The organism is Nocardiopsis sp. FR4, assembly GCF_009830945.1.
Lineage (GTDB): Bacteria > Actinomycetota > Actinomycetes > Streptosporangiales > Streptosporangiaceae > Nocardiopsis.
Genome location: NZ_VWVV01000004.1, coordinates 187,968 through 211,544, shown reverse-complemented (window position 1 = coordinate 211,544; position 23,577 = coordinate 187,968). Strand labels below are relative to the sequence as shown.

17 protein-coding genes are annotated in these 23,577 nt (G+C 72.7%); 12 read left to right on the top strand and 5 right to left on the bottom strand.

Features of this window, described 5'->3' with window-relative positions; translation table 11 throughout:
- The first annotated feature begins 136 nt into the window (after nt 1-136).
- The 6 genes from FYW95_RS07335 to FYW95_RS07310 all read left to right on the top strand — a co-directional run bounded on the left by FYW95_RS07335 (nt 137) and on the right by FYW95_RS07310 (nt 6,797).
- Complete coding sequence (locus tag FYW95_RS07335) at nt 137-1,711, top strand: alanine/glycine:cation symporter family protein (RefSeq protein WP_159941961.1); 1,575 nt, start codon at nt 137-139, stop codon at nt 1,709-1,711.
- A gap of 87 nt (nt 1,712-1,798) precedes the next feature.
- Nucleotides 1,799-2,533, top strand: coding sequence for a DUF6518 family protein (locus FYW95_RS07330; protein ID WP_159941962.1), 735 nt, complete (start codon nt 1,799-1,801; stop codon nt 2,531-2,533).
- Between the two features lie 116 nt (nt 2,534-2,649).
- On the top strand, nt 2,650-3,729 hold the full coding sequence (locus FYW95_RS07325; RefSeq protein WP_159941963.1) for a permease: 1,080 nt from the start codon (nt 2,650-2,652) through the stop codon (nt 3,727-3,729).
- Nucleotides 3,726-4,523, top strand: coding sequence for a TIGR03943 family putative permease subunit (locus FYW95_RS07320; RefSeq protein ID WP_159941964.1), 798 nt, complete (start codon nt 3,726-3,728; stop codon nt 4,521-4,523). Before FYW95_RS07325 ends, FYW95_RS07320 begins: the two co-directional genes overlap by 4 nt.
- Nucleotides 4,524-4,706: 183 nt before the next feature.
- A complete protein-coding gene (locus FYW95_RS07315) occupies nt 4,707-6,146 on the top strand; it encodes a sensor histidine kinase (RefSeq protein WP_236572124.1) in 1,440 nt (479 codons plus the stop codon).
- Between the two features lie 9 nt (nt 6,147-6,155).
- The gene (locus FYW95_RS07310) at nt 6,156-6,797 is read left to right on the top strand and encodes a TVP38/TMEM64 family protein (protein WP_159941966.1); all 642 of its coding nucleotides are present in this window, start codon (nt 6,156-6,158) and stop codon (nt 6,795-6,797) included.
- Between the two features lie 20 nt (nt 6,798-6,817).
- On the opposite strand, the gene FYW95_RS07305 is transcribed toward FYW95_RS07310, so the two are convergent.
- The gene (locus FYW95_RS07305; RefSeq protein WP_160050190.1) at nt 6,818-8,134 is read right to left on the bottom strand and encodes an ABC transporter substrate-binding protein; all 1,317 of its coding nucleotides are present in this window, start codon (nt 8,132-8,134) and stop codon (nt 6,818-6,820) included.
- Between the two features lie 390 nt (nt 8,135-8,524).
- Here FYW95_RS07305 and FYW95_RS07300 point away from each other — a divergent pair, with 390 nt between their 5' ends.
- The 3 genes from FYW95_RS07300 to FYW95_RS07290 are packed head-to-tail and all read left to right on the top strand — an operon-like array spanning nt 8,525 to nt 15,356.
- The gene (locus FYW95_RS07300) at nt 8,525-14,344 is read left to right on the top strand and encodes a type I polyketide synthase (RefSeq protein WP_159941968.1); all 5,820 of its coding nucleotides are present in this window, start codon (nt 8,525-8,527) and stop codon (nt 14,342-14,344) included.
- 14 nt (nt 14,345-14,358) lie between these two features.
- Nucleotides 14,359-14,817, top strand: a complete 459-nt coding sequence (locus FYW95_RS07295) for an acyl-CoA thioesterase (RefSeq protein ID WP_236567714.1) — start codon at nt 14,359-14,361, stop codon at nt 14,815-14,817.
- Nucleotides 14,817-15,356, top strand: coding sequence for a flavin reductase family protein (locus FYW95_RS07290; protein ID WP_159941970.1), 540 nt, complete (start codon nt 14,817-14,819; stop codon nt 15,354-15,356). Before FYW95_RS07295 ends, FYW95_RS07290 begins: the two co-directional genes overlap by 1 nt.
- 17 nt (nt 15,357-15,373) lie before the next feature.
- Here FYW95_RS07290 and FYW95_RS07285 read toward each other — a convergent pair whose 3' ends face one another.
- Together FYW95_RS07285 and FYW95_RS07280 are read right to left on the bottom strand one after the other, a co-directional pair.
- Nucleotides 15,374-16,333, bottom strand: coding sequence for a DUF1702 family protein (locus FYW95_RS07285; protein WP_255459335.1), 960 nt, complete (start codon nt 16,331-16,333; stop codon nt 15,374-15,376).
- Nucleotides 16,334-16,360: 27 nt separating this feature from the next.
- The gene (locus FYW95_RS07280; protein WP_236574572.1) at nt 16,361-17,188 is read right to left on the bottom strand and encodes a helix-turn-helix transcriptional regulator; all 828 of its coding nucleotides are present in this window, start codon (nt 17,186-17,188) and stop codon (nt 16,361-16,363) included.
- A gap of 726 nt (nt 17,189-17,914) precedes the next feature.
- Between FYW95_RS07280 and FYW95_RS07275 the strand changes: the two genes are divergently transcribed.
- Nucleotides 17,915-18,730: a methyltransferase domain-containing protein gene (locus FYW95_RS07275; RefSeq protein WP_159941971.1), complete on the top strand. Its 816-nt coding sequence runs from the start codon at nt 17,915-17,917 to the stop codon at nt 18,728-18,730.
- A gap of 5 nt (nt 18,731-18,735) precedes the next feature.
- Here the strand turns inward: FYW95_RS07275 and FYW95_RS07270 are convergent, their stop codons facing one another.
- Nucleotides 18,736-19,950 carry a macrolide family glycosyltransferase gene (locus FYW95_RS07270; protein WP_159941972.1) on the bottom strand — a complete coding sequence of 405 codons (1,215 nt, stop codon included), beginning with the start codon at nt 19,948-19,950 and terminating at the stop codon, nt 18,736-18,738.
- A 44-nt stretch (nt 19,951-19,994) separates the two neighbouring features.
- Nucleotides 19,995-20,996 carry an aldo/keto reductase gene (locus FYW95_RS07265; RefSeq protein WP_159941973.1) on the bottom strand — a complete coding sequence of 334 codons (1,002 nt, stop codon included), beginning with the start codon at nt 20,994-20,996 and terminating at the stop codon, nt 19,995-19,997.
- A 204-nt stretch (nt 20,997-21,200) separates the two neighbouring features.
- On the opposite strand from FYW95_RS07265, the gene FYW95_RS07260 reads away from it, so the two are divergent.
- Entirely contained in the window at nt 21,201-22,328 is a 1,128-nt protein-coding gene (locus FYW95_RS07260; protein WP_159941974.1) for a DegT/DnrJ/EryC1/StrS family aminotransferase, read from the top strand.
- A gap of 78 nt (nt 22,329-22,406) precedes the next feature.
- Nucleotides 22,407-23,540, top strand: a complete 1,134-nt coding sequence (locus FYW95_RS07255) for a nucleotide disphospho-sugar-binding domain-containing protein (protein WP_159941975.1) — start codon at nt 22,407-22,409, stop codon at nt 23,538-23,540.
- Nucleotides 23,541-23,577 lie beyond the last annotated feature (37 nt).

Below are 23,577 nucleotides of genomic sequence, written 5' to 3'. Positions count from 1 at the left end.
CGCGGCGGGTTGTTGACCCATGACGGTCCTTTACCTTCCCTTCGCGTGTTCGTCCGGGTCGCGCCGCCGGTGACGTGGAAGGTTGCGGGATGGCCCCGATCCGCGCGGGGCGTCCGGGCCGTCCGAAGGGGAACGCGTGAACGCGCTCAACGACGCCATCGTCGCCGTCAACGACGTCTTCTGGAGCTACTTCCTCATCCCGCTCCTGATCATGCTGGCCCTCTACTTCACGGTGCGGTCGGGGATCGTGCAGCTGCGGCTGCTGCCGGAGATGTTCCGCGTCATCCGCAGCGCCCCGGGGATCGCGCCCGACGGGCGCCGGGAGATCTCCTCCTTCCAGGCCTTCGCGGTGTCGGCGGCCTCGCGGGTGGGGACCGGCAACATCGTCGGCGTGGCCACCGCGATCGTCCTGGGCGGGCCCGGCGCGGTGTTCTGGATGTGGGCGATGGCGGCCCTGCTGGGCGCGGCGGCCTTCGTGGAGTCCACCCTGGCCCAGCTGTACAAGGTGCGCACCAGCACCGGCTTCCGGGGCGGGCCCGCCTACTACATGCAGTACGGGCTGGAGCAGCGGTGGATGGGCGTGCTCTTCGCCGTCATCATCACCGTGACCTTCAGCCTGGTGTTCAACACGGTGCAGGCCAACAGCATCGCCGGGGCGGTCTCCGCCTCGGCGGGCGCCCTGGGGGCAGCGCCCGGGGCGGGGCTGGCCGCCGTGGTCGGCCTGGGCCTGGCCGCGCTGACCGCGCTGGTGATCTTCGGCGGCATCCGCCGCATCGCCCACGTGGCGCAGAGCCTGGTGCCGCTGATGGCCGTCCTCTACATCCTCATCGGCCTGTACGTGGTGCTCCTCAACATCGGCGAGGTACCCCGGGTCATCGGCGACATCCTCGGCTCCGCCTTCGGGACGCGCGAGTTCCTCGCCGGGGGCGTGGGCGCGGCGCTGGTCCAGGGGATGCGGCGCGGCATGTTCTCCAACGAGGCGGGCCTGGGCTCGGCCCCCAACGCCGGGGCCACCGCCTCGGTCTCCCACCCGGCCAAACAGGGGCTGGTGCAGACCCTGGGCGTGTACTTCGACACCTGGCTGGTGTGCTCGGTGACCGCCTTCATCGTCCTGCTCGGTGACCCCGAGTACGGCGGGGAGACGGGCATCCAGGTCACCCAGGGCGCGCTGGAGGCCAACCTGGGGGCGTGGTCGGTGCACGCGCTCACGGTCATCCTGTTCCTGCTGGCCTTCACCTCCGTGCTGGGCAACTACTACTACGGCGAGACCAACCTGCTGTTCCTGGACAGCTCCCCCCGGCACATGACCTACTTCCGCTTCGCGGTCCTGGCGGCGGTCCTCGTCGGCGCGGTGGCCCCGCTGACCCTGGTGTGGAACCTCGCCGACGTCTCCATGGGGATCATGGCCACCGTCAACCTGCTGGCCCTGGCCCCGCTGTCCCCGGTCGCCTTCCGGCTGCTGGCCGACTACAGCCGCCAGCTGCGCAACGGGCTGGACCCGCAGTTCACGCTCGCCAAGATGCCCCACCTCAGCAACGTGGAGTGCTGGGGGCCCGCCTCGGGCGCCCTGCCCCGCGACGTGGCGCGCGCCGAGGGCGAGGCGCCGCCGGACCCGGGCCTGGCCGCGGCCGACGCCGAGCGGTCCGGAGCGGAGGGCGGGGAGGAGCCGCCCGAGGAGGACGAGGGGCGCGAGGGCCCCGCGCGGGGCTGAGCCGGGCGGCGGAGGCGCCGCGGGGAGGACCCGGGGGCGGGAGCCCCCGGGGGAACCGGGTTTCCGGCGCGGAGCGATAACCCGGGTATGCGGAACGCCTCCCCCTCCTCCCGCTCCGGCCCGGGCGCGTCCACCTCCCTCCGGTTCCTGGGGATCACCGCGGCCGGCCTCGCGCTCGGCGGGCTGTCCGTCCTCCTGGCCGCGCTGTTCCCGTGGTGGATCTGGTTCCTGGTCACCGACACGTCCGCCGTCTGGTGCGCCGCCGTGATCGCGCTGGGCGCCCTGGCGGCCACGCGCCCGCCCTCCTGGCGGCTGCCAGCCGCCGGGGCCGTGGTCCTGCTGTGCGCCGTCGTGGGCTACTACGCCGTGACGGTCCTCGTCAGCGGCGGGGCGGCCGCACTGCCGCGCCCCGCGGCGTGGCTGTTCCCCGCCTGGCTGTGGCTGCTGGCCGCGTGCGTGGCCGGACCGGTGCTGACCGTGGCCGGGGCGTGGACCCGCCACGGGGAGCGGACCCGCCGCCTGGCCGGGCTCGGCCTGCTGGGCGGGGTGTTCCTCGCCGAGGGGCTGCTCCCGGTGCTGGCCTGGACCGGTTCCCGGCTCCGGGACCCGGAGGTCCCTCCGCCCCCCTCCCCGGCCCCCATGTTCACCGAGGCCGCCCTGCTCGCGCTCCTGGGCGCCGCGCTCGTCCTGCTGGTGGCCCGCAGACCGGGGGACCGGCCGCGCGCGCTCGCCGCGATGCCGCCCGCCGGGCTGGTGTGGTGCGTGGGAGTGTGGGGGGCGGACCGGGTGATGCTCATGACCGGGACGGGCTACTTCGGCTGACCCGCGGCACCGCTTTCCCCAGGTGCGGGTGGGAACACACGGGCGAAAACGGTTTTCGGTACACGGTTTTCGGTACGATGCGTGGAGATCCCACCCGACCACCGCGGAGTACCACCGTGTCCGACCGGACCACGCCCGCCGCCGCACCCGACCCGGCCGCCAGCTCCCTGGGCGACACGCTCGCCGGGGGATGGGACGGGCACGGCGACGACCTGCCCCCCGAGGACTGGGGAAAGCGCGGGGGACAGCGCAGGACCGGCACGGTCTGGCTGTTCGCCCTGTTCATCACCGCCATGGCGCTGGCGCACGCCTGGCTGTCCGATGACCTGACCAGCCAGGCCTTCCTGGCCTGGGCCACCATCTTCACCGCGATCAGCTTCCAGGCGCTGCCCTTCCTGGTCTTCGGGGTGGCGCTGTCGGCCGCGCTCACCGCCTTCGTGCCGCCCTCGGCCTACCAGCGCTTCATCCCCGCCAAACCGGTCCGCGCCGTCCCGGTGGCCGGGGTCTCCGGCGCGCTGCTGCCCGGATGCGAGTGCGCCTCGGTGCCCATCGCCGGAAGCCTGATCAAGGGCGGGGTGGCGCCCGCCGCCGCGCTCACCTTCCTGCTGGCCGCTCCCGCCATCAACCCGATCGTCATGATCGCCACCGCGGTGGCCTTCGCCGGGCAGCCCGAGATGGTGCTGGCCCGCTTCGCGGCCTCGCTGCTGGCCGCCGTGGTCATCGGCTGGATCTGGGTGCGCTTCGGCCGTGCCGACTGGCTGCGCCTGCCCGCGCGCCCCCACTCCCCGGGCGAGTCCCGGTGGCGGGTCTTCCGCGAGTCGATGCTGCACGACATGATGCACGCGGGCGGCTACCTCGTGGTCGGCGGGCTGGCCGCCGCCACCATCAACGTCATGGTGCCGCGCGAGTGGCTGCTGACCGTGGCCGGGATCCCGGTGGTCTCGGTGCTCGTGCTGGCCGCCCTGGCCATCCTGCTGTCCATCTGCTCCGAGGCCGACGCCTTCGTCGCGGTCAGCCTCACCGATTTCTCGCCCACCGCCAAGCTCGCGTTCATGGTGATCGGTCCGATCGTCGACCTCAAGCTCATCGCGATGCAGGCGGGGGTGTTCGGCTGGCGCTTCGTGGCCCGCTTCGCCCCGCTGTGCCTGGCGGTCGGCCTGCTCAGCACGTTCCTGATCGGAGGCCTTCTCCTGTGAACCGCATCGCCCAGGGACTGACCCTGGTGCTGCTCGGCGCCGCCGCGCTGACCAGCACCGTGGCCACCAAGCTCTACCTGAACTGGGTCAAGCAGGGTTTCGGGCCCTTCCTCATCGCCGCCGGTGTCGTCATGGTGCTGCTCGGCCTGCTCGTCATCGTGGCCGAGCTGCGCGGGGAGCGCCGGGAGGCGTTCGCGGACGAGCGGGACCCGGCCGCCGAGGCGCACGGCGGAGCCTCCGACCACGGAGCGGACCCCTCCGGACACGGGCACGACCACTCCCGCGCGCCCGCCGTGGCCTGGCTGCTCCTGCTCCCGGTGATCGCGGTCTTCGTCGTCGCCCCGCCCGCGCTGGGCGCCTACACCGTGGAGAGCACCGCCGGGTCCTCCGCCCCGCCGCCCGACCAGCCCCGCTCGGGCCGGTTCGACGACGGCCTGGCCGAGGCGGGCCCGAACGAGGTGGTGGCGATGGACATCCGCCAGTTCGTGATGCGCGCGTGGATCGACGAGGAGCGCCTGCTCGCCGGGCGCGAGGTCGAGCTGACCGGGTTCGCGGTGCCCGCCTCCGACGGCGAGGGCTGGTACCTGGCCCGCCTGCAGATGGCCTGCTGTGCCGCCGACGCCGTCGTCAACAAGGTGCTCATCACCAACGAGCCCGCCCCCGAGGCGGACACCTGGTGGACGGTGCGCGGCACCTGGGTCGAGCCGGCGGGGGAGATCTCCGACGTCAGCGAGCACGAGTTCGCGGTCACGGAGATGGAGTCGGTCACCAACCCGCCGGACCCCTACGAGTAGGCGCACGGCCCCCGCCGGACGCGGGCCGGGGAGACGGTCCGCGCCCGGGCGCCGGGAGCGCCCCGGTCCGCTCCCGGCGCCCGAGATGTCCCGTAGGGGGTTCCTGGCCCCGTTCGGGGCCGAGTGTCCGCCACACCGCCGAACTTTCACCGGATGACCGGCCCCGCGGGTGACAATGAGCGGGTGCCAGGTTGGAGGGATGGAGCCAGAAGGGCGTGGAACCGGATACGCCCCCGCTCGATCCGTGCCCGGGTCACCGTCGGGGCCCTCCTGGTCCTGTTCCTGATCACCGCCATGGGCATGTTCGCCACCAACGCGCTCATCCGCGAGGCCATCCTGACCCAGGCCCGCGAGCGCGTGGCGGAGGAGGCCCGCGTGGTCTCCGAGCACGTTTCCCTCGAGCGCTACCCCGGTCCCGTCCCCGAGGGCGACTACATCGTGCGGACCCAGGTCGTGGACCGCGACAGCGGGGAGGTGCTCGCCGCCAGCGACCTGCTGGAGGGCCGGCCGCAGCTGACCGCCGAGCGTCCCGCCGAGGGTGACCACCGACTGGACACCATCGTCTGCGGGACCGACGACGCCGTGGTCGACGACGCCTGCCTGCTGGTGGTGGGCTACTCCCTGGACGACACCGCCTACGGGGACGTCATGGTCCTGGCCGCGTCGAGGCTGCCCGCGGTCACGGGCATCCGCACACCGGAGGCCCTCCTGGTAGTGATGTCCCTCAACCTGCTCACCGCCACCGGACTCGTCCTGTGGTACGGGGTGGGCCGGGCGCTGCGCCCGGTGGAGGAGATCAGTGCCGAACTGGACACCATCTCCGCCCAGGACCTGCACCGCAGGCTCCCGGTGCCCCGCAGCCAGGACGAGATCTCCCATCTGGCCCGGACCGCCAACGCCACCCTGGAGCGGCTGGAGGAGGCGGCCACCCGGCAGCGCCGGTTCGTCTCCGACGCCTCCCACGAGCTGCGCAACCCCATCGCCGCGCTGCGGACCAAACTGGAGGTGGAGGTCTCCGACCCCGACCCCGACCCCCGCACGCGCGAACTGCTGCTCACCAGCCTGCTCTCGGACGTCGAGCGGCTGGAGAACATCGTCAACGACCTGCTCGAACTGGCCCGCCTGGACACCGGCACCGCGATGGAACTGCAGAAGGTGGACCTGGCCGCGCTGGTCGAGGAGGAGTTCGTCGACCGGCACCGCGCCCCCGTCCTGACGGTGCACTCCTCGGGCCCGGTGCACGCCGAGGTCAACCGGCTGCGCATGGTCCGGGTGCTCACCAACCTCGTGGCCAACGCGCGGCGGCACGCCGACTCCCGCATCGACGTCATCGTCCGCAGGGAGGAGGGGTACGCCGTGGTGGAGGTGCACGACGACGGGGCCGGGATCCCCCCGGGTGAGCGGGAGCGGATCTTCGAGCGCTTCGCGCGGCTGCGGGAGTCACGGGAGCGCGACCCCGGCGGCAGCGGTCTGGGCCTGCCGATCTCGCGGGAGATCGTGCGCGCCCACGGAGGCAGCCTCGTGGCCGGACACAGCGACCTGCTCGGCGGGGCTGCCTTCACCCTGCGCGTTCCCGAGCGCCCGGTTCCCTCCGAGGAGGCCGGAGAGCCCGGGGCCGCGTAGGCTGCGCGCATGGGAACGGGACACGCGCGCGCCGCCGCGCCCCGGTTGGCGCTGCTGGCGCTGTGGGCCGCCGTGCTCGTGCTGGCCCTGGTGCGCGGACCGGATCCGGAGACGCTCCGGGAGTGGGTGGAGGAGGCCGGGGCGGCGGCTCCGCTGGCCTACCTGTGCGTGTACGCGGCGGCGGTGTTCGCCCTGCTGCCCCGGCCCGTGTTGAACGCCGCCGCGGGCCTGCTCTTCGGATGGCCATGGGGGCTGCCGCTGGCCCTGGTCGGCGGGGTGTGCGCCGCCCTGGCCCAGTTCTGGGTCGCCCGCTACGTGGCGGGGGAGACTGTGGCCCGGCTGCTGCCGGAGGGGGTCCGCACCCGTGTGGACGCCCTGGAGGGCGGGCGCGCCCTGCTGGCGGTGCTCCAACTGCGTCTGCTGCCGGTGGTGCCCTACCAGGCCGTCAACTACGGTTTCGGGCTGACCCGGATGGGGGCGTGGCCCTTCGCCGCGGGCACACTGGCGGGCGGGGTGCCGGCGACGGCCGCGCTGGTGCTGGTGGGGTCCGGCGGCGCGGACCTGGGCGTTCCGGCGGCCGTGGGCGCGTGCGTGCTCGCCGCCGTCCTCGGTCTGGCCTGGTGGTGGCACGCGCGGCGGGCCCGGGCCTGAGACGGCCCGTGCCCGGCCGGTCACCCCCCGGTGGCGCCGAAGAGCTCCGTCTCCTCCGGTGAGGGGCGTTCCAGGTCGAAGGGCAGGATCTCCCCGCCGTCGCTGTCGGTGACCATGGGCTCCTGCAGCACCTCGGGCTCCTCGCCCGCGCGGTGCCGTACCACCATGACCCCGGAGTAGCCGCTGTGGTCGTCCTCGGTGGCCGCGAACGGCACCAGCCCCGGACCCGTCCACTCGTGCGAGTTCAGGGTCTCCAGCAGGTTCTGCCGGGTCAGGTCGGGACCGACCTCCATGAGCACCTGGGCCAGCAGGGTCGCCTGCGCCATGCCGTAGACGGTGGTGTCGGTGAAGGGCGTCCCGGAGTTGTACTCCTCGTGGATCTCCAGGAAGAACCTGGTCCAGGGGTCGTCGCGCTGGGCGGCCATCGGCAGGAACGCGGTGATGATGAGCCCGTCCAGGAAGGCCTCGGAGGGCATGTCCTCGGCCGGGGTTCCCTGCGCGTACTCCTCGATGAGCGCGGTGACGATCTCCACGTCGCCGCCGAAGCTGGGCGCCACCCACTGCGGCGTGTAGCCGATGGCGGCGGCCTCCAGGACGGCCATGCCCAGGAAGGCGGGGATGCAGTAGCAGACCGCGACCTCGGCGCCGGAGGCCTTGAGCTCCTCGATCTGCCCGGACAGCTCGGGCACGCCCGGGTCGTAGGACTCCCAGGCCACGATCTCGTCCGTGAGGTACTGCTCGATGCCCGCGTGGGAGGAGGGGCCGACGTCGTCGTTCTGGTACAGCAGCCCGACCTTGTCGCCGGCGAAGTGCTCGGCGAGGAACTCGCCCTGGATCTTGGCCTCCCTGGTGTAGTCCACCTGGAAGCCGTAGCTGTAGGGGTAGACCTCGGGCTGGTCCCAGGACAGGGCGCCCGAGGAGACGAAGAGGTCGGGCACGCCCTCCTCGTTGAGTTCGTCGATCACGGCCTCGTGGGTGGGGGTGCCCAGCCCGCCGAGCATGGCGAAGATCTCGTGGTCCTCGATCAGGCTGCGGGTGGCCTCCACCGTCTGGGCGGGGTCGAAGGCGTCGTCCTGGACCTGGTACTCGATCCGGCGCCCGTGGATGCCGCCGTTGTCGTTGATGTAGTCGAACACGGCCCGGGCGCCGGAGGAGACGTGGCGGAAACCCGGGGAGGCCGCTCCGGTGAGCGGCTGGTGCGTGCCGATGACGACGGCGTCGTCGGAGACCCCCTGTGTGTCGGCCTCCGCTGCCCCGTCGGTGCCCTGGTCCTGCGAGCAGGAGGTCAGCGCAACCGTGACGGCCAGTGCCGAGGCGAGGATGCTCAGTGGTCGCATGTTGGTGTCCTGGACTCTGTCGTGCCCTGCGGGAGGACAGGCGCGAGGGCGCCCGTAGGGAGGTGCGCGGCGCGAGCACGCAGTGGGGGCCTACTTACTCGCCGGTACGTTACTTGCGAGTAAATACTGTACGCGCGCTCGGTCTCAGTGCAAACCGACCAGTAGGTTCGCGCGTCGGGGCCGCGCGCCCTCCCCGCGGCTCCTCGGACCCCTTCCGCGGCCCCGTCGGCGGGGCCGCCGCCCCGGGCGGCGCCGCGTGCCCGTGGCGGCCCCCGTGAATTCCCGGACCCTCCGCGCAAAAATGGAGAAGACGTTTCACCGGTGTCCGATCCATGCTTGGTTTCCAGAGTCGTATGGATTTCTGTTGTAACCACGGACCGGAGGTGCCCTATGGGCGGCGGGCGGATTGCGATCGTAGGCATCGGCCTCTGCTATCCGGACGCTGATACTCCTGGTCAGCTGTGGGAAAACGTTCTCGCGGGCCGACGTGCCTTCCGTACGATTCCGCGGGAGCGCCTCAACCTCGATGACTACTGGTCTCCGGACACCGACGCGCCGGACCGCTTCTATTCCAACAAAGCGGCGCTGCTCCGCGGGTTCGAGTTCGACCGTGAGAAATACCGGATCGCGGGAAGTACTTTCAGATCCACCGATATGACGCACTGGCTCGCCCTGGAAACGGCTGCGCGCGCCTTCGAGGACGCTGGATTCCCCGGCGGCGACGGACTGCCGCGGCGCACCACCGGAGTGGTCCTGGGCAACAGCCTCACGGGAGAATTCGCCCGTGCCAATACGTTGCGGCTGCGCTGGCCCTACGTCCGCCGTACCCTGGCCGCCGCACTCGGGGAACGGGGCTGGGCCGAGGAGGAGACCGCTGACTTCCTCGCCGGGTTGGAGACCGCGTACAAGGCGCCCTTTCCGGAGGTGGACGAGGACACCCTCGCCGGGGGCCTGTCCAACACCATCGCCGGACGCCTGTGCAACCACTTCGACCTCAACGGGGGCGGCTACACCGTTGACGGCGCCTGCTCATCCTCCCTGCTCTCCGTGACCACCGCGGCCCGCGCCCTCGCGGACGGGGACCTGGACGCCGCCCTGGCCGGGGGAGTGGACCTCTCCATCGACCCCTTCGAACTGGTCGGCTTCGCCCGTACAGGTGCCCTGGCCACCGGCGAGATGCGGGTCTACGACCGCGGCTCCAACGGCTTCTGGCCGGGAGAGGGCGCGGGAGCGGTCCTGCTCATGCGCGAGGAGGACGCCATCGCGCGCGGTGCGCGCGTCTACGCGCTGATCACCGGCTGGGCGGTCTCCTCGGACGGGCGCGGCGGCATCACCCGGCCCGAGGAGAAGGGGCACGTCCTCGCCCTCGAACGCGCCTACTCGCGGGCGGGCTACGGCGCCGACACGGTCGGCTACTTCGAGGGGCACGGAACCGGGACCGCGCTGGGCGACGCTACCGAGATCGCGGCCCTGTCCCATGCCCGGGGCCCGTCCCCAGCCGCCCCTGCGGCACTCGGCAGCATCAAGGGCAACATCGGCCACACCAAGGCCGCCGCGGGTGTCGCCGGGCTCATCAAGGCGGCGTTGGCCGTCCACCACGGCACCATCCCTCCCGGCACCTCCCACCGCGACCCCCATCCGCTCCTCCTGGGCGAGGCGCCCGCCCTACGCGTTCCCGACCGCGCCGAACCCTGGCCGCGGGAACACCCGGTGCGCGCGGGGGTCTCGGCCATGGGATTCGGCGGCGTCAACACCCACGTCGCCCTGGAGGCCGCGGAGGGGCACGCCAGCGGCCCCGACGCACGGGCCCTCGGGCTGGTGGCCGGACGCCAGGACGCCGAACTACTGCTCCTGGACGCCGACACCCCCGCCGGGCTGCGCCGAGAGCTGGACCGCTTGGCCGACCTGCTGCCCCGGCTCTCCTTCGCCGAACTCACCGACCTCGCCGCCGACCTCGCCCTCCGCCTCGCGGGGCGCCCGGTGCGCTGCGCGATCGTCGCCGACGCCCCACTCTCCGCCGCGCGCTCCGTCGCACTCCTGGCGGAGCGCGCGGACGCCGGGGAGACCGAGGTCCTCTCCTTCGAGCACGGGATCTTCCTCTCCGAGCGGCAGGCACCGCCGAGGATCACCTTCCTCTTCCCCGGACAGGGCTCGGGCAGCGGGGCCTCCGGTGCGGTGCGCCGACGCTTCGCGGCCGCGGACGCGGTCCTCTCCTCAGCGGACGTTCCGGCGGGCGCGGACCAGACCGCCACCGAGGTCGCGCAGCCCAGGATCGTCGCGGGCTCCCTCGCGGCCCTGGCGGTCCTGGACGGCCTCGGCGTGTCCGCCGGCGCTGCGGTCGGCCACAGCCTCGGCGAGATCACGGCCCTGCACTGGGCCGGGGCGATGGACGCCGACCAGCTCCTGAGCCTGGCCGCCCACCGCGGTCGCGCCATGGCCGACACCGGGTCCGGGGACGGCGCGATGGCCGGGTTGTCCGCCCCCCTCCCACGGGTTCTGCGCCTGCTGGAGGAGCAGGGCGGCGGTCCCGGCGAGGAGGTGGTGGTGGCCGGGCACAACGGTCCGGAGCAGACGGTCGTCTCGGGCCGGTCCGGCGCGGTGGAGAAGCTGCGGGCCAGGGCCGAGGCCGAGGGCGTCACCTCGGTGGGCGTGAACGTGTCCCACGCCTTCCACTCACCGCTCGTCGCACCGTCCGCCGACGCCCTGGAGCGCGTCCTGGCCGGTCTCGACCTCGCACCGCTGTCCGGGCGGGTCGTCTCCACCGTCACGGGTACCGATCTGGAGCCGGGGGCACGCCTACGGGACCTGCTGCGCGACCAGGTGGTGCGCCCCGTCCTGTTCCACGAGGCGGTCACCCGGGTGGCTCCCGACACCGACCTGTTCATCGAGGCCGGACCCGGCAGGGTGCTCTCCGGGCTCGCGGGACGGATCGCCACCGACACACCGGTGCTGCCGACCGACACCGACTCCCCGTCCCTGTCGCCCCTGCTGCGTGCCGTGGGAGCGGCTTTCGCCCTGGGAGCCCCGGTACGCACCGACCGCCTCTTCCACGGCCGTCTCGTCCGTCCCCTCCCCGAGGACCTCGCCTTCCTGGCCAGCCCCTGCGAGGCGGCCCCCGACCTTCCCCAGGGCCGCGGCACCGCGACCGCCGCGGCGCCGGACCCCGCCCCTGCGGCCGTGGACGGCGCCGACACCCTCCAGATCCTGCGCGAACTCGTCGCCGGCCGGGTGGAGCTGCCGGTGGACACCATCACGGGGAGCACCAAACCCCTGGACGAACTGCACCTGAGCTCAATCACGGTCGGCCAGATCGTCAACGAGGCGACACGCGCCAGGGGATTGCCGCCGCTGGAAGCCACCAGCGGTTACGCCACGTCCAGCCTGGCCGACCTAGCCGCGACCATCGACGGTCTGGCCCGCACGGCCGGCACCGGTGACGACGGAGCCGGGGAGGTCGCCGGAATCGGGCCCTGGGTCCGGTCCTTCCGGGCCGAGCACCGACCCCTCCCCGCACCGGTCGCGCCGCCCCCCGCGTCCGGAGCCGGCGGTGCGGACTGGTCCGTCTACGCCCCCTGCGACCACTCCCTGGCCAAGTCCCTCGAAGACGCGCTGGCCGGTGCCGGGATCGGGGACGGTGTCCTCCTGGTCCCCGACGGCGAGGACGTCGGACTTCCCCTCGCCGCGGCCCAGGAGGCGATCCGGCGCGGGGTCCGCCTGGTCCTCGTCCAGGACCGACCGCTCGCCTCCGGCCTGGCCCGGACCCTGCACCTGGAGGCACCGGAGGTCCCCGTGACCGTGGTGGAGGTGCCCGACGCCGCGCCCGCCGACAGCGGTGCCGCCGAACGGCTGGTGGAGACGGTCGTCGCGGAGGCGGCGTCCACGACCTCCTACGCCGAGTCCCGCCACGGCCCCGACGGCCGCCGTTCCGTTCCCGTCCTCACCCCTCTCGTCCCCCCCGCCGACCCCCCTCCCTCGCAGGAGCCCGCACTGGGCTCCGACGACGTCCTGCTCGTCACCGGGGGCGGTAAGGGCATCACCGCGGAGTGCGCGCTGGCGCTCGCCGCCGACCACGGCACACGGCTGCTGTTGATCGGCCGCTCCGACCCGGCCGCCGACCCGGAGCTCGCGGCCAACCTGGAGCGCGTCGCGGCTGCGGGCGTGCGGTACCGCTACGAGCGCGCCGACGTCACCAGCCCCGAGCAGGTGGCGGCGGCCGTCTCCCGGGCCGAGGCCGACCTGGGGGCGGTCACCGCCGTCCTGCACGGCTCGGGCCGCAACGAGCCCGCTCCGCTCAGCGCGCTCACCGCCGAGGAGATGCGCGCCACGATCGCCCCCAAGGTCGACGGGCTGCGCTCGGTCCTGGCGGCGGTGGACCCCGCCGGACTCCGGCTCCTGGTCTCCTTCGGCAGTATCATCGGACGCTCCGGTCTGCGCGGTGAGGCCCACTACGCCACCGCCAACGACCGTATGAGCGCGCTCACCGCCGAGTACGGGCACCTCCACCCGCACACGCGCGTCCTGGCCGTGGAGTGGTCGGTCTGGTCCGGGGCGGGGATGGGCGAGCGGATGGGCGTGGTCGAGGCGCTGACCCGCGAGGGCATCACCCCCATCTCCGTCGAGGAGGGTATCGCGGCGCTGCGCGCGCTGCTGGCCGACCCGCGCACCGGTCCCGTGGTCGTGGTCAGCGGGCGCACCGGTCCGCTCCCCACCCTCCCCCGGTACCCCGACCTGCCCCTGGGGAGGTTCCTGGACCGGGTCCTGGTCCACTATCCCGGCGTCGAACTGGTCACCGAGACCGAGCTGGCCGCGCACACCGACCCCTACCTGGACGACCACAGGCTCGACGGCGACACCCTCCTGCCCGCCGTCCTGGGCATGGAGGCGATGGCGCAGGTGGCCGCGGCCCTGAGCGGGCACCCCGGTGTCCCGGTCCTGGAGGACATGGAGTTCCTGCGCCCGATCACCGTTCCCGGCTCCGGCGCGACCACGGTGAGGGTCGCCGCGCTGGTCCGCGACTCCCGGACGGTGGAGGCGGCCGTACGGAGCGAGGAGACCGGCTACGCCACCGACCACTTCCGAGCGGTCCTGAGATGGGCGGCCGAGACCCCGGACGGCGGGGAACCGGTTACCGGCCCCGCCTCCGTGCCGACGGTCCCGCCCGTCCCGCTCGACCCGGTCACGGACCTCTACGGGAGCCTGCTCTTCCAGGGCAAGCTGTTCCAGCGTCTCCTGGCCTACAGGAAGGTGAGCGCCCGGCGCACAGTGGCCGAGGTCGCCGTGCGCAACGCCGCCGGGTGGTTCGCCCCCTACCTCCCCCAGGAGCTCGTCCTCGCAGACCCGGGCGCGCGCGACACCGTCATGCACGCTCTCCAGGCCGGTGTGCCCGACGCGGTCCTGCTCCCCGAACGCGTGGACCGCCTCCGTCCCGCCGATCCCGCCGACCAGGAGACGGGACACCTCGTCCTGTACGCGTGCGAGCGCGCCAGGGAGGGCGACTCCCACGTCTACGACGTGGAGGTGCGGGGCCCGTCAGGACGGGTGGTCGAACGCTGGGAGGGCCTGCGCCTGCGGGCGGTGCGCTCACGGGGAGGCGCCGGGCCCTGGGCCCCGCCGCTGCTGGGACCGCACCTGGAGCGCTCCCTGGAAAGCGTGCTGGACCTTCGGATCGCGGTCGCCCTCGAACCGGGGCACCTGGTCCCGGGGGAGGGAGCCGAGGGGAGGCGGTCCCGGACCGAACGCGCGGTGGGCCGCCTGCTGGACCGGCCGGCGAGGGTGCGCCACCGGCCGGACGGCCGTCCCGAGGTCGACGGCGCCCACGTGTCGGTCTCACACACGGCCGGGGTGACCCTGGCCGTGGCGGGGGAAGCGCCCCTCGGCTGTGACATCGAGTCCTGCGCCGAGCGCCCCAGACGTGTCTGGGCGGACCTGCTCGGGCCCGCGGCGCTGTCCGTCGCCGACCTCGTCTCCGAGGAGACCGGAGAGCCGGCGTCGGTGGCCGGGACACGTGTGTGGGCGGCCCTGGAGTGCCTGCGCAAGACGGGCACCGCCGCCCGGGCACTCACCCTCGAACGCGTCCGCCCCGACGGCTGGGTGCTCCTCTCGGCCGGGGCCGTCCGCGCCGCCACCTGGGTGACGACCCTGGCCGGGGACGGCGGCCCGACCGTCGTCGCGGTCGCTGACCCGTCCCCCACCCCTCCGCGACGCCCATGAGAGGAACCGCGTCCGTGAACGAGCACCCCGGCTACTACGAGATGCGCCACATCGTCAGCCTCGAGGAGACCAACCTGGTCGGCAACGTCTACTACGCCCACTACCTGCGCTGGCAGGGGCGCTGCCGGGAGATGTTCCTCAGGGAGCGGGCCCCGGCGGTCCTCGACGACCTGCGCGGGGACCTCAAACTGTTCACCCTCCACGTGGACTGCGACTTCCTCGCCGAGACGACCGCGTTCGACGAACTGTCGGTACGCATGCGGCTGGAGGAGCTGACCCAGACGCAGATCGGCTTCGCCTTCGACTACGTGCGTCTGGACGGGGAGGGCGCGACCCTGGTCGCGCGCGGAAGACAGCGTGTGGCGTGTCTGCGCGGGGCCAACGGCTCCGCCGTGCCGGTGCGGGTCCCCGACTCCCTGCGCACGGCGCTCGCGCCCTTCGCCCCCCTCCAACGGCAGACGGTGCGCGGCTGATGGACGGTCTCCGCCGGGTCATGTCCCGTTTCGCCACCGGGGTGACCGTGGTGACCACGGGGGGAAGCACGCCCCACGGTATGACGGCCAACGCCTTCACGTCGGTGTCCCTGGACCCGCCGCTGGTGCTGTGCTGCGTGTCCCTCACCGCGCGCCTGCACGCGGCGGTCGTCGGCACCGGCTCCTTCGGTGTGTCGCTGCTGGCCGCCGACCAGGAGGACGCGGCCCGGCACTTCGCCGACGGTTCCCGCCCGGAGGGCCGCGCCCAGTTCGACGGGTACGACTGGCGGCCCGGTCCCCGTACCGGAGCGCCGCTGCTGTCCGGTGCGCTTGGCTGGTTGGAGTGCGAGGTGGAGCACCGCTATCCGGGGGGCGATCACGCCATCCTCCTGGGCCGGGTGCTCACCGCCCTTCGCGGGTCGCGGACCGAGGCGCTGCTGTTCGCCGACGGCGCGCTGCGCGCGGCCCCTCCTCCGCCGCCGCCCCCGCCAGGCGTGCGGGAGCGGGCCGGGGGCGCCCTCGGAGGACGCCCCCGGTGAACAGCACTCCCCGGGACTCAGCAGGCGAGCCGGTCGGCCAGCCGCGCGCGCCACACCTCGTAGCCGACGCCCTCCTCCCCGTCTCCGTCCGACTCGGGGCGGGTGCTCCGGGCCAAGTCGGCCGCCGCCTCCGGTGACAGGCCGCACAGGGCCCCGGTGGCGGCGGCGACGTGCGGCACCACCAGGCCGGCGCGCGCCCTGGCCTCGGCGGCGAACGCGCTGCCCTGCGCCAGCCAGCGCCGGTGCTCGCCGGCGCGTTCCCGCAGGGCCGACAGCCCGGACGCGCCTCCGCCCGCGTAGGTCGCCGCCAGGCCGACCCCGCCGTAGAGGTCGGCCCTGCGCCCGGGGGGGAAGGACTCGACCAGGTCGGCGGCACGGTCCGGGTCGGCACAGGCCACGAACCACAGCGCTCGGCCCACGCCCTGGTCGAAGGCCCGGGCCGCGTAGCCCGGAGCGCCCGACCACCGGGCGGGCCGGTGGTCGAGCGCCTGCCCGCGCACGAACCGCCGGGTACGGAAGTACGTCTGGTGGAACCCGTAGCCGTCGAGGACCAGCCACCTCAGCACGGGATCGAACCCCGACGGGGACGGCCACAGGGGCCGGGGCAGTCTGGCCATGGCCCAGCCGACACCGACGTAGGCCATGTACAGGTGGGGGCGGCCGACCCCGGCCAGGAAGGCCGTCGTGCGGCGGCCCCGGGGCAGCAGTGCGTCCAACACGGTGAAACCCATCGCGGCGCCCTCGTAGGCGAAGCCCCGGAAGCGCTCCGGGAGATCGCGCAGGAGCCCGTCGGTACGGGCGGGGGAGGCGGTCTCCACCGCATGCCCGTAACCGGTCAGGAAGTACCTGCCGACGGCCTCGATCATGCGGCGTTCGTCCGGCTTCCCCTCGTGGAAACCGCGTGTGCTGACAAGGGTCTCGGACATGCTCGGGGTCAGGACGCGGCGCCTCAGCGACCGCACAGCGGTGTGCACCATACCTCCGGGTGGGACGGGGACGCGGGGTCAGCTGCCGACCAGGGCGGGGAAGCGGTCCGCCTCGTACGTGTGCGCGGGAAGGGAGCGGAGGGAGGTGTCCGCCAGGGTGACCGCGATGGGGGCGTCTGTGGGGGAGAGCCGCCGCATCGGAAGCCTGGTCCAGGAGGTGGATCCGGGGGAGACGGAGATCCGGTTGGGCGAGGAGCAGAGGAAGACGTTCTCCCGGTTCTCGGCGATGCCCGCCCGCATGGCGATCGCCATGACCGTCCAGGACCCGTAGGGGACCCCGGTGAGGGAGAAGTGAGTGCGCGTGTCGGCCGGCAGGGCCATGTGGACGACGGGGGCCTGCTGGGGGACGTGCTCGTGGTAGACACCGATCAAAAGGGTCGTTCCGGGTGCGTGGCGGGGCAGTTCGACCACGCCGTTGAGCGTGCCGGTGGGCCGGTGGGCGCTCGGCGGCCGCCGCGTCGGCGCCATCAGCTCCCCCAGGGCGGGCATCCGGTTGAGCTCGCCGGAGGCGGCCACGAGCAGGCGCTCCACCTCGGGCTGGCGGTACTGCCGGGGTGACATGCCCACGGCCCTGGTGAACCGGCTGGTGAAGGTGCCGACGCTGTTGTAGCCGACGCTGTAGACGATGTCGCAGACGGTCATGGATGAGGTCAGGAGGCGTTTCTTGGCTTCGAACATGCGAACGGCGGTGAGGTACCGGCCCGGGGGGACGCCGGTTTCCTGGGAGAAGACGCGGGAGAGGTGGAAGGGGCTGACGAAGACCTCGGCGGCGATGTCCGTCAAAGTAATCGGTTCGGAGAATCGTCTGTGTATGGTCGCGACGGCCTGACGAACTGCTTCGCGCACTTCCACTCCTGTAGATATCGAGCCTGCACAGTGACCATGAGTACGGGAGGTGGTCGTTGAGGAGAGCCGGTGCTCCATCGCTCCATCTTGATCAGGGTCTAATCGCATGACCTCTTCCACATTGCTCATTGTCTCGTTAGTCCTCCTTCTGGAAATCGCCGGTTTGCCGACGGGGCGCCGCGTACGGGACGCGGTCGCGGAGCCGGGGTTCTGCGCCTCGGTGTCCGTGGGTTCAGGCCCGGGCCGTCCATCCGAGGGGAGCGGGTGCCCAGTGGTGTCCCGTCACTGGGCAAGAGGCCTTCGGGCTCGGTTCGCGGTCTGTGGACAGGGTTCCGCGCTCTGGGGTGGACGGTTCCGGGAGGTGCGGACGGGCCCCGGCCCATTCGGGTCGGCACCGATCCGACTGTTCGCGTCGGCCGGGCGAGCGGCGGTCGGCCTGTTCGACCTGAGGCGGAGGGCTCCCGGGCACGTGTCGCCGCTGGTGGGCGCAGTTCGCGCCCACGGGACGTCCGAGGCTTTCGCGGCCAGCCTTCCGTGATGGACCCCTGGTTTCTTCCCCTATATGTCAAGGGTTTTATTGGTGAAAAAGTTAATCCTTTTTAATGGAAGATTCTCCCGATCGACATGCCGGTTCAACCGTCTTGCGAGAGACCGTCTCCGGCGGTGTCCGGACTGAAAGGCCATTCCCCCTTCTTCCGGGGTCGCCGCCGCAGTAGTATCAGGGGCATGTCTGTCGTACCCGAGGGAACCGGCCCCGGCACGTTCGACCGGGGGGCCGACTCCTGGGCGCGATGGCGGGAGACGCCGTGGGGCAGGATGCGCTACCTGCTCGTGGCGCACACACTCGCCACCGCGCTGGAGTCCCTGGGGCCCGGGTGCCGGGTGCTCGACATCGGCGGCGGGGACGGAGCCGACAGCCTGCCCCTGGCCGCGCTCGGGCACCAGGTCACGATCCTCGACGGTGCTCCGACGCTCTTGCGGCGGGCCCGGGAGAGGGCCGCCGCCGAGGGGCTGGCGGGGAGCGTCCGCGTCGTCTGCGCCGACCTGGAGGAAGCGGCCCCGGCGGGTCCGGACGGCGCTGCCGGAAGCGGCTACGACCTCGTCCTGTGCCACAACGTCGTGCAGTACACGGCCGACGTCGGCGCGACCGTGGACCTGGTTGCCCGCAGCGCCCGGGTCGGAGGGGTCGTCTCCGTGCTGGCGCCCAACCCGGCGATGGACGTGCTGGCCGCGGCGGTGCGCCGGTCCGACCCCTCCGCCGCGCTCGCAGTGCTCGGCACCGCCACCGTGCGTTCCGAGACCTTCGGCCACGACATGCGCAGAGTCGAGCGGGGCACCGTCGAAGACGCTCTGCTGCGCAGCGGCTGCTCGCTGACGCACCGCTTCGGCCTGCGCTGTGTCACCGACCTGGTCGCCGACGACGAGCGCAAGCACGACGCGGACTTCTTCGAGGAGCTGTACCGCCTGGAGGTGGCGCTGTGCGACCGGGAGGAGTTCCGGAACACCGCGCGGTTCTGGCAGGTCCTCGCGGTCCGCGGTTGATCCGCTCATGTGCGGCGGGGGGCACCGGGCCCGCGCTGTGAACGGGCGAGACAGTCCTCCAGCGCGTCGGCGGCGCGTGAGGGGCCGCCCGAACGTATCTCGCGGCGCAGCCGCCCCACGCGCTCCAAGATCCGCTCGTCCTGCGACACTCGCTCCACCTGTTCCCGGATCTTCGTGGCGTCCGCTTCCCCCGGAGGCAGCACCGCACCCAACGACAGCGCGCCGACCTGGCGCACCATGGGCGCCACGTCCGGGGAGTGCGGAACGCACACGGCCGGGCGCCCCCGGGAGAAGGCCTCCATGAGCGTCCCCATTCCGCCGTGCGTCACACACACGCGGGCGTGTTCGAGCACGGCCTGGTGCGACACCCAGTCATGGGCCTCGACGTTCGGGGGCAGGGGCCCCAGGTCCTCCGGGGACAGGTGCCCCCCGAGCGTGACCACCACGTGCCAGGGCGTGCCGCCGAACGCCCGCGCGCACTCCCGGAAGAACTCGGGACGGCTGCCGAAGGTCGTCCCCAGCGAGACGAGCACGACCGGCGGGTCGCCCTGGGGAGGTTTCCACGAACCGAGGAAGCCGCGGTCGCCCAGACAGGGGCCGACGAAGGCGAAGCGCTCGTCGAACCCCTCGCCGGCGATCTGGAAGGAGCGCGGGAGGAACACGAGGTTGGAGTCCTCCACCCGGTTCCAGCACTCCTCCGCCGAGACGCCGAGTCCCTCCTCGGCCAACAGCGCCGCCAGGCGCTCGCGGAACCGGGGCACCGTCAGGGGGTCCTCGAACCCGGCTGACTCGACGAGGTCCCGCGAGAACGAGTACCTCTCGTCGGAGGCGAACGCCGCGCTCGTCCTGACCGCCGGCCGCCGCCACCGGTGCGCGAGCACCTGCCCGGCGATGATGGGGAAGTCGCCGTAGACCACCAGGTCGGGTGGCTGCGGTGCGGTGCCGGCTCGTGCGGCGCGCAGGATCGCCGCGTTCTCGGCGAGGTAGAGCATGTGCGCCGCCGACCCGTCGTCGCGGGCGAAGGCCTCGGCGGTGTTCTCCGGGGTGATCGCCGAGGTGTAGGGGACGACCTCGGCGCCCGCGGCCTCGATCTGCCCGGCGAGTTCGGAGGTGCTCGTGTAGCTGACGCTGTGTCCGCGCCGCACCAGCTCGGTGACCGTCGTCAGGGTCGGGTAGACGTGGCCGCGCTGGGCCACGTTGACGAACAGGATGTGGCTCATGGTGGCCCTTTCCTCGTGGGCTGTGGTGGACGGTGCCCGGCGCCTCACTCCAGCCAGGCGTCGGGCGCCGGACCGCCCCGCCCGATCGGTGGGAACAGCGCGTCGAGCCTGGCGAGGGCCGATGCGTCAAGCGGCTCCGCCAAGGCCCGCAGAGCCCCGTCGACGTGCTCGGGCGTACGCGGGCCGATGACCGCCGAGGTGACTCCCGGACGGGTGAGGACCCAGGACAGCCCCACCTCGGCGGGATCGCGCTCCAGGTCCTTGCAGAGGTCCTCGAAGGCCTCAAGGGCACGGCGGTGCCTGGGGAGGGCTGACTCGGCCCGCCCCTGGGCCGATTTGACCGCAGTCCCCCGCGAGCGCTTGTGCAGCGCACCGCTGAGCAGTCCGCCGTGGAGGGGCGACCAGACGAGGACCCCGATCCCGTAGGCGGAGGCCGCCGGGACGGTCTCCAGCTCCGGCTGGCGGGTGACGAGGTTGTACAGGCACTGCTCCGAGGCAAGCCCGAGGAACCCCCTCCGCAGCGCGGACTCCTGGCACGAGGCCAGGCCCCAGCCGCTGAAGTTGGACGATCCGACGTAGCGGATCTTCCCCTGGGCGGTCAGGGTCTCCATCGCCTGCCACACCTCGTCCCAGACGACGCCCGGGTCCATCCGGTGCATCTGGTACAGGTCTATCCACTCGGTGCCGAGCCGCCGCAACGACGCCTCACAGGCGGAGATGATGTGACGGGCGGACAGGCCCCCGTCGTTCGGCCCCTCTCCGACGGGGTTGCCGACCTTGGTGGCCAGGACGACCGCGTCCCGCCGGGAGGGGCTCCTGGCCAGCCACCGGCCGATCATCTCCTCTGTGAAGCCCCGGTGGACCCGCCAGCCGTACATGTCCGCAGTGTCGATGAAGTCGATGCCCCGGGCGAGCGCGTGGTCCAGCAGCGCCCCGGCCTCGGGTTCCTCGACCCTGCCTCCGAAGTTGACCGTACCGAGGCAGAGTCGGCTGACGTGCAGTCCTGTCCTGCCCAGGCGGGTGTGCAGCTGGCCCTGGTGCGGCATCCCTGTGCTCCCTCTGGTCCTGCGGGTGTACTCGGCGACCCAAGGACAAAATCCCATGCAGCTGTCTAATATTCAAGTGTGTAGCTTCGTTTTTCCGACATGCTTGCCTATCTCCTCGCCTTAGCTTTAAAATCATATTTCGAATGACGATGTGGTGTGCGGTGGTCGAGGTCGACGTGCGAGCGACTGATGAGGGGAGCCGGGATGATTCCGCTGTTCAAGGTCGCGATGTCGGAGGAAGCCCCCGACCGCGTCGCCGAGGTCCTGCGCAGCGGCCAGCTGGAACACGGCCCGCGCGTGGAGGAGTTCGAGGCCGAGCTCGGACAGCGCCTGGGCAACACCAGGGTCACCGCGGTCAACTGCGGCACCTCGGGCCTCCACCTCGCACTGAGCCTGGTCACCGGACACGGCGGCGGCCCCCCCGATTCCGAACCGGGGGAGGTCCTGGCGTCACCGCTCACCTTCGAGGGCACGAACTGGCCCATCCTCGCCAACGGCATGCGCATCCGCTGGGTCGACGTCGACCCGGACACGCTGAACGTCGACCTCGACGACCTGGAACGCAAGATCTCCCCCAGTACCAGGGCGATCATGGTCGTGCACTGGCTCGGGTACCCCGTGGACCTCGACCGGCTGCGCGGGATCGTGGACCGGGCCGAGAGCCGCCTCGGGTTCCGCCCCCCGGTGGTCGAGGACTGCGCCCAGGCGTGGGGCGCGACCTACCGCGGTCTGCCGTTGGGCAACCACGGCAACACCTGCGTCTACAGCTTCCAGGCCATCAAACTCCTCACCTGCGGCGGGGGAGGCCTGGTGGTCCTCCCGGAGGAGGAGCTGCACCGCCGCGCCGTGCTCCGGAGGTGGTTCGGCATCGACCGCGCGGCGGACCGCGCCCGGGGCGACTACGACGTCCCCGAGTGGGGCTTCCGCTTCCCGATGAACGACACCGCGGCGGCGATCGGCATGTCCAACCTGCGGATCGTCGACCCGCTTCTGGCGCGGCACAGGGAGAACGCCGCCTACTACGACAAGGAGCTCGCCTCCGTCCCCGGAGTGGAGCACACCGAGCGGGCGCAGGACCGCGAACCCTCGTTCTGGGCCTACCCCCTCAAGGTCGACGACCGCGCGTCCTTCATGCGCATGATGGCGGACGCGGGGATCATGACCAGCCTCATCTCCCGGCGCAATGACGAGCACACCTGCGCGGCCCCGTTCCGGAGCGAGCTCCCCGGCCTGGACAGCGTCCACGACCGGATCGTCTACGTCCCGGTCGGCTGGTGGCTGTCGGACGAGGACCGCGGCCGCGTCGTCGACGCGATCAGGTCGGGCTGGTGACGCGCCTCCGCGAACCCCGTCCGGCGGGCCGGGACGCCCCGGCCGCACACCCCTGCACATGAGCAAAGGAACCGAAGCATGCGCGTGCTCTTCTCGTCCTCACCAGGCCTCGGACACTTCTTCCCCCTCGTTCAACTGGCGTGGGCCTTCCGGGCCGACGGCCACGAGGTACTCGTCACCATCGCCGAGCACGCCGAGAGGGCGGCGGCCGCCGGACTGGAGGTCGTCGACGTCGCACCCGACTACAGCGCCGTCGCCGTGTTCGAGCAGGTGGCCAGGGACCACCCGGACTTCGCCGCGAGGATGGCCGCGCGCCCGGAAGCCGACATCGAGGAGTGGGCGGTCCAGATCGCGGCGGTCAACCGGCCGATGGTCGAGCGCACCATGGACCTCGTCGACCGCTGGCGCCCCGACCTCGTGGTCTACGACCAGGGCGCGACGGTGGGCCTGCTCGCCGCCGCCCGCTGCGGTGTGCCCGCGGTACAGCGCAACCAGAGCGCGTGGCGGACCGGGCGCATGCACGAGGAGGTCGCCGCTGAACTGGGCGACCTGTGCGAACGGTACGCCCTCTCCGTCCCCAAGCCGGACGTCACGGTGGAGTCCTTCCCGCCGAGCATGCTCACGGGGGTGGCCGAGGAGGGCTGGTTCATGCGCTGGGTGCCCTACGGCGGGGGCGGCGTGCTCGGCGACCGCCTCCCCCCGCCCCCCGAACGGCCGCGGGTGGCGGTCACGATGGGCACCATCGAACTCCAGACCTTCGGTCTCGGCATGCTCGAACCGATCCTCCGCGCGGCGGCCGACGTGCCCGCGGACTTCGTGCTCGCCCTCGGTGACATCGACGTCGCGGAGCTCGGTCCGCTGCCGTCCAACGTCACCTCCGTGGGGTGGACCCCCCTGCACGCCCTGCTGCGCGACTGCTCGGCCGTCGTCCACCACGGAGGAGGGGGCACCACACTGACCGCGGTCGGGGCGGGGCTCCCGCAGCTGCTGACCCCCGACCCCCGGGACCGGCTGCAGTACACCGCGTGCAACGCGGTACGGGACCGCGGGATCGGCCTGGTCAGCACACCGGAGGAGGTCGACCCCGCCCTCCTGCGCCGACTCCTCGACGACCGGTCGCTGCGCTCGGCGACTGCCGAGGTACGGGACGAGATCCTCTCCCTGCCGACCCCCGTGGAGACCGAGAAGAGGATCGTGGAGTCCCTGTTCTAGGGCGCCGGACGGAGAACCGGACGTAGGAGCGAGGTGG

Excerpts from the sequence above, each read along its gene's own strand:
- FYW95_RS07330 (WP_159941962.1), top strand. The coding sequence starts at position 1,799 with ATGCGGAACGCCTCCCCCTCCTCCCGCTCCGGCCCGGGCGCGTCCACC.
- FYW95_RS07310 (WP_159941966.1), top strand. The coding sequence starts at position 6,156 with ATGGGAACGGGACACGCGCGCGCCGCCGCGCCCCGGTTGGCGCTGCTG.
- FYW95_RS07305 (WP_160050190.1), bottom strand. The coding sequence starts at position 8,134 with ATGCGACCACTGAGCATCCTCGCCTCGGCACTGGCCGTCACGGTTGCG.
- FYW95_RS07300 (WP_159941968.1), top strand. The coding sequence starts at position 8,525 with ATGGGCGGCGGGCGGATTGCGATCGTAGGCATCGGCCTCTGCTATCCG.
- FYW95_RS07290 (WP_159941970.1), top strand. The coding sequence starts at position 14,817 with ATGGACGGTCTCCGCCGGGTCATGTCCCGTTTCGCCACCGGGGTGACC.
- FYW95_RS07285 (WP_255459335.1), bottom strand. The coding sequence starts at position 16,333 with ATGGTGCACACCGCTGTGCGGTCGCTGAGGCGCCGCGTCCTGACCCCG.
- FYW95_RS07275 (WP_159941971.1), top strand. The coding sequence starts at position 17,915 with ATGTCTGTCGTACCCGAGGGAACCGGCCCCGGCACGTTCGACCGGGGG.
- FYW95_RS07270 (WP_159941972.1), bottom strand. The coding sequence starts at position 19,950 with ATGAGCCACATCCTGTTCGTCAACGTGGCCCAGCGCGGCCACGTCTAC.
- FYW95_RS07265 (WP_159941973.1), bottom strand. The coding sequence starts at position 20,996 with ATGCCGCACCAGGGCCAGCTGCACACCCGCCTGGGCAGGACAGGACTG.
- FYW95_RS07260 (WP_159941974.1), top strand. The coding sequence starts at position 21,201 with ATGATTCCGCTGTTCAAGGTCGCGATGTCGGAGGAAGCCCCCGACCGC.
- FYW95_RS07255 (WP_159941975.1), top strand. The coding sequence starts at position 22,407 with ATGCGCGTGCTCTTCTCGTCCTCACCAGGCCTCGGACACTTCTTCCCC.